The 5,415-nt window shown below is 68.4% G+C and carries 6 protein-coding genes and 1 pseudogene; 5 read left to right on the top strand and 2 right to left on the bottom strand.

Annotated features, from left to right (window positions below; translation table 11 throughout):
* A pseudogene (locus VFF46_RS33940) lies at positions 1-298 on the top strand (permease); the annotation flags it as partial.
* A 610-nt stretch (positions 299-908) separates the two neighbouring features.
* Positions 909-1,592 (top strand): class I SAM-dependent methyltransferase, encoded by a 684-nt coding sequence (locus tag VFF46_RS33935; protein ID WP_325041338.1) that lies wholly within the window; start codon positions 909-911, stop codon positions 1,590-1,592.
* A gap of 92 nt (positions 1,593-1,684) precedes the next feature.
* On the opposite strand, the gene VFF46_RS33930 is transcribed toward VFF46_RS33935, so the two are convergent.
* Together VFF46_RS33930 and VFF46_RS33925 are read right to left on the bottom strand one after the other, a co-directional pair.
* The gene (locus tag VFF46_RS33930) at positions 1,685-2,251 is read right to left on the bottom strand and encodes a methylated-DNA--[protein]-cysteine S-methyltransferase (RefSeq protein ID WP_325041337.1); all 567 of its coding nucleotides are present in this window, start codon (positions 2,249-2,251) and stop codon (positions 1,685-1,687) included.
* Complete coding sequence (locus VFF46_RS33925; RefSeq protein WP_325041336.1) at positions 2,244-2,726, bottom strand: sigma-70 family RNA polymerase sigma factor; 483 nt, start codon at positions 2,724-2,726, stop codon at positions 2,244-2,246. The genes VFF46_RS33930 and VFF46_RS33925 overlap by 8 nt, the downstream gene beginning before the upstream one ends.
* A 316-nt stretch (positions 2,727-3,042) precedes the next feature.
* On the opposite strand from VFF46_RS33925, the gene VFF46_RS33920 reads away from it, so the two are divergent.
* The 3 genes from VFF46_RS33920 to VFF46_RS33910 form a co-directional block, all read left to right on the top strand.
* The gene (locus tag VFF46_RS33920) at positions 3,043-3,588 is read left to right on the top strand and encodes a flavin reductase family protein (protein WP_325041335.1); all 546 of its coding nucleotides are present in this window, start codon (positions 3,043-3,045) and stop codon (positions 3,586-3,588) included.
* Positions 3,578-4,624 carry an ABC transporter substrate-binding protein gene (locus VFF46_RS33915; protein WP_325041334.1) on the top strand — a complete coding sequence of 349 codons (1,047 nt, stop codon included), beginning with the start codon at positions 3,578-3,580 and terminating at the stop codon, positions 4,622-4,624. Before VFF46_RS33920 ends, VFF46_RS33915 begins: the two co-directional genes overlap by 11 nt.
* The coding region (locus tag VFF46_RS33910; protein WP_325041333.1) for an ABC transporter permease at positions 4,621-5,415 on the top strand (795 nt) is incomplete at its 3' end. The genes VFF46_RS33915 and VFF46_RS33910, both read left to right, overlap by 4 nt.

The following is a 5,415-nucleotide window of genomic DNA, read 5'->3' as shown; positions in this document are numbered from 1 at the left end:
GTTCGCGGTCGCGATCGCCGACTTCTTCCTGGTCAGCAAGATGCGCTGGGACGTCTCGAACACGGCAAAGTTCCGCTGGCAACCGGCCGTAGCCTGGCTGATCGGCTTCATCGCCTACCAGCTGGTCAACCCAGGCACCGTGTCCGGCTGGTCCCCATTCTGGACAAACCTCCAGCAGGCCCTCTTCAACCACCACCCCGTCCCCGCCTGGCTCGGCGCCACCTACACCTCAATCCTCGTCTCAATGCTCGCCGCCATCCTCCTCGGCCGCCTAGGCCAACCAAACAAAACCCGCTAACCCCCTCGGCCTGTGGTGGCGTCGAGGGGAAGGTGGTGTGCCCGCGCGGTGCTACGCGCGGCTCCCACCCACCTGGAGTGTGGTGCCGCTCTGCGGCCGAACTGTCTCCACCCTGAGCGCCCGTTCCCACACAGACCAAGACGCGGCCAACTTCCGCCGGGAGTGGAGCAGCCTGACCTCACGCTGTGGTCCCAGAAGCAAGATTCTGGAAAGGCCTGCGTGGACGCCGACTCACCTGCCAACCGGCGCCCGCAGACTTACCCGAGGGTGCGGACGTGGACACGGCCGACGAGCTGCCGCCGGGTCACCGCTGAGGCTTTCCGGAACTTTTCCGTCACTGGGCGGCGAATTGTTTCCGGAAAGGCGCAGGGTTGGCATCCCCGCGCATCCCGATGGGGTCCGTTGTGGGACCTGGGCGTGTGCGAGTTGGGTCGGGTTGTGCGGTCATGCGCGGCGCGGGTTCGCGGTAACGGGTGGGAGCGGCGCGTAGCACGGCGACGGAGGAGCCGCGCGGAGCACCGCGTGGGGTGATCACCTCTCCTCCAGCCTTCCACTCCTCCAGGTGGTAGCCGCTGGACAACTGACCCGGGGGCACGGGAATACTGGCGGCATGCTTAATTCCGCACTGCGTAGCCGGGCCGAGTATGCGGAGTTGGGGGCCGATGGGCTGGCTGCGCGAACTACGCCTGAGCGGGACGCCTTGATCGTGAAGGCGGTCGAGGAGCTGTTGGAAGGGCGCGAGTCGGTGCTCGACCTGTGCTGCGGGTACGGACGGGTGGCGCTGCCGTTGCGGCGGGCGGGGAAGGTCGTGCGCGGGCTGGACATCTCGCCGAACCTGCTCGAGGCCGGTCGCGCGCGGGCCGTGGAGGAAGAGCTTGCGATCGACTGGGCGATCGGTTCGATGACCGACCTGCCGTACAAGTGGGACTCGTTCGACGCGGTGATCTGCCTGTGGACCGCGTTCCACGAGCTGTTCGCCGAGGACGAGCAGATCTCCACGATCTGCGAGATCTCCCGGGTGCTGAAGCCGGGCGGGATCGCGATCATCGAGGGACCGGTGTGGGGACCGGCGACCGCGGGCGAGATCGCCAACGGGATGCGCCAGGGGCCCGAGCACCGGATCGTCACCACCGAGCACGACGACAACCGCAGCAGCGTGCACTTCATCCACGACGAGATCAGCTACGGCCGGCTCTGCGCCGCCGCCGGCATCACCGACTACAAGGTCTACAAGCGCGACTGGGGCGGCCGCCGCCGGCTGATCCTGGAGATCCACGCTCCCGCGGCCAACTAGCTGACGCGTAAAAGAAGCAGATCCCCACTCCACACTGGGGATCTGCTCCTTGTGCAGCGAGTTTAAAGCTGTTCCGGTCGACTCCGGAAATGTCAGCTTTTTGCTTCCAGGTTCAGCAAGAAGCGTTTCGCGTCCAGGCCGCCCGCGTACCCGGTGAGCGCGCCGTTCGCGCCGATCACCCGGTGGCACGGCAGTACGACGCACACCGGGTTCGCGCCGAGCGCCGTACCGACCGCGCGGGCCGCCTTCGGCTTGTCGATGCCGACGGCAACAGCGCCGTACGTCGTGGTCCGCCCGTAGCTGGTGTGCTCCGGAAGGTCCTCGAGTACGAGTCGCTGGAACGGCGACGCGAGCACCAGATCGACGTCCAGGTCGAACGTGTGCCGCCGCCCGTCGAGGTACTCGTCCAGTTGCCGACGTACGTCGTCAAGCGGCCGCGGCTGGCGCAGTACGCGGGGGGACACCGCGCGGGCGAGCCGGGCGGTCATCGTCTCCTCGTCGCCGAACGAGCTTGCCACGACCTTCCCGTGGGCGACCGCGAGCAGCATCGTCCCGATCGGCGTGTCGTGCAGGGTGTAGGCGACGTCGGCGTCCTGGAAGACGGGTGGTTTCAGGTCGGGGGTCTGCAGCCGGGTCAGCCGGCGCTCGAGATCAGTCATCGTGTACTCCGAGTTTCGTGCGCAAGGTCGCCAGCGCGTCGCTGACCAGTCGGCGCGACGCGGCGGGCGTGGTGTCCAGAGCGGCGGCCACACCGTGGTGGTCCAGGTCGCCGACGTACTTCAGCGTGATCGCGAAGCGTTGCCGCTCCGGCAGTTCGTTCACCGCTCGCCAGAGGTCCGGGTCCGGCCACTCCGCGGCCTCCGGGCCGTCGACCGCGACCGGCGGTGCCTCCTCCAGCGGGCGCTGCGGTTTTCGCGCCCGGTGTACGTCGGTCGCACACCGGGCGGTGATGGTGAGCAGCCAGCCGCGCAGGTTCTTCGCCGACTTCAGCGCCGGGTACGCCGCGTACGCCTTCTCCCAGGCGCGCTGCGCGACGTCGTCGCCGTCCTGCCCGGCCATCGCCCGCGCCAGCCGGGCGACGTCGCGCCAGTGCTCGTCGACCAGTGCCTGGAACGGCGGCAACCCCGTAGTCATCACGCAAGTAGAACGCACACCCACCCCGACGTGTGAGCCCGCATCACGGCAACGCACAACTCATCCGCGAGGGCGAGCCGGTCCGGAGCACACCGACCTACCGCCCCGCCCGCGACGGCGGGTCGGTCCGGATCACGAGATTGTCTAGTTGCTCAGTAGACAATGATGCGAAGATAGCTGACATGACGACGACCCACCTCACCCGCCGTCGCGTCATCGATCTGCTGCGGACGGCAAGCGCCACCTGTCGCTGACGCACGGCCCAGTCACCCCGGCGAACTCTCGCCGTACATCCCCTTCCTCACCAGGGAGAGTCATGTCCGTTCCCGCCTTGCATCGTCCTGCCCTGTCCGTGGTTCCCGACCGTTCCGAGGAACGGATCGTGGACGCCGACGTCTACAAGTCCGTCTTCCGCCGGCACGCCGCCGGCGTCGTGGTGATCACCGCGGACGCCGGTCACGGCCCGGTCGGCTTCACCGCTACCTCGCTGGTCTCCGTCAGCCTGCTGCCGCCGCTCGTCTCGTTCGCGATCGCGAACGGCGCCTCCAGTTGGCCGACCGTGAGCAGGACGACCAGCCTGGTGATCAACTTCCTGTCCGCCGACCAGCACGCGATCGCCGGCCGGTTCGCGACCAGCGGGATCGACCGGTTCGCCGAGCCGACCCGCTGGTCCCGGCTGGCCACCGGCGAACCCGCTCTCGACGACGCCCCGAGCCTCCTGCGCGCGCAGGTCGAGCACCGTTTCGCGGTCGGCGACCACCACCTGGTCGTCGCCCGCCTCGCCACCCACACCGAACGCCGTGAGCACGAGTCGCTGCTCTACCACGACGGCAACTACGCGAAAGCCCACCATGTCCAATAAACGTCTCCTGACCACTCTCGCCCTCCTCGCCGTCGCGGTCACCGGCTGCAGCGGCAAGGCCGACGCCAACGGCGCCGCGAAGCTGTCGCTGGACGCCGCACTGCCGACCACCATCCCGGCCGGTACCAAGATCGTCGTCGGCGATCCCGCCACCGAGGTCGCCCTGAAACTGTCCGGCCAGTACGACAAGGTGTCGAAGTACGTCCAGTTCGCGAACCTCAGCGGCGGACCGCAGACCACCGAGGCGTTCCGGGCGCACGCCCTCGACCTCGGGTCGGTCGCCGAGATCCCGTCGATCAACGCGACCTGGACCGGGCTGCACGTGAAGATCGTCGCGTCCAAGTTCCGCCTGGACCCGATCGGCCACCCGATCTACAAGCTCGGCATCGCGCCCGGGGTGTCGGTGAAGACGCTCGGCGACCTGCGCGGCAAGAAGATCGCGTACAGCCCGGGCCAGGCGCAGGGCGCGCTGATCCTGAAGGTGCTGCAGAAGGCCGGGCTGACCAAGGACGACGTGAAGCTGGTCGAGCTGCCGTCGACCGGTGACGTGTACTCGAACGCGCTCGCGTCCAAGCAGGTCGACGTCGCCCCGATCGGCGGCGTGCAGATCAAGCGGTACCTGGCGAAGTACGGCAAGGACGGCGCCTCCACCATCGACCACGGTCTGCGCGACGACGCCGGGCACCTGTACGGCCCGGTCGAGTCGCTCCAGGATCCCGGGAAGGCGGCCGCGATCCGGGCGTACGTCGCGGCCTGGGGGATCGCGCAGGAGTGGATCGACAAGCACCCCAAGGAATGGATCGAGGGGTACTACGTGAAGGACCAGGGCCTCAGCGCTGCCGACGGGCAGTGGCTGGTCGACAACGCCGGGCATCCGGACATCCCGGCCGACTGGAGCACCGCGATCGAACGCCAGCAGCAGACCATCGAGCTGCTCGCCAAGGAGACCGGCAACCCGGTGATCCAGGCGAAGGACCTGTTCGACCTGCGGTTCCAGACGGTTGCCGCGGACGCGATCAAGGGAGCCACCAAATGAGCGCGACCACGCTGCCCGGTCTCCGTACCCGGGCCACGGCGAGTCCCGTCGTACGGCGCCGGCGGCTCGGGCCGGGGAAGCCGATCCGGTTCGGCGCCGCGATCGGGCCGGTACTGCTGCTGGTGATCTGGAGCATCGGGTCCGCCGCCGGTTGGATCGACCAACGAATCCTGTCCGCGCCGTGGACGGTCGTCAGTACGGCCGCCGAGCTGATCTCCGACGGACGGTTGCAGTCGAACCTGTGGACCTCCGCCCAGCGGGCCCTGCTCGGCCTCGCGCTCGGCATCGTGCTGGGCGTCGTCCTCGCGTTGATCTCGGGCCTGTCCCGGATCGGCGAGGCGGTGCTCGACGGCCCGATCCAGATCAAGCGCGCGATCCCGTCGCTGGCGTTGCTGCCGCTGCTGATCCTCTGGCTCGGGATCGGCGAGTCGATGAAGGTCGTGACGATCCTGCTCGGGGTGTTCGTGCCGATCTACCTGCACACCCACAACGGCCTGCGCACCATCGACAGCCGGTACGTCGAACTCGCGCAGACCGTAGGCCTGTCCCAGCGGGAGTTCATCCGACGGGTCGTCCTGCCGGGTGCGTTGCCGGGCTTCCTGCTCGGACTGCGGTTCGCGGTCACCGGTGCATGGCTGTCGCTGGTGGTCGTCGAGCAGATCAACTCCACCAGCGGCATCGGCTACATGATGGAGCTGGCCCGCACGTACGGGCAGACCGACATCATCATCGTCGGCCTGGTCGTGTACGGCGTCCTCGGCCTGCTCTCCGACGCACTCGTCCGCGTGATC

Source organism: Kribbella sp. (genome assembly GCF_035655035.1).
Taxonomy (GTDB): Bacteria; Actinomycetota; Actinomycetes; order Propionibacteriales; family Kribbellaceae; genus Kribbella.
Note: the sequence above shows the minus strand (reverse complement) of the source record. Positions and strands in the feature narration are given on the sequence as shown.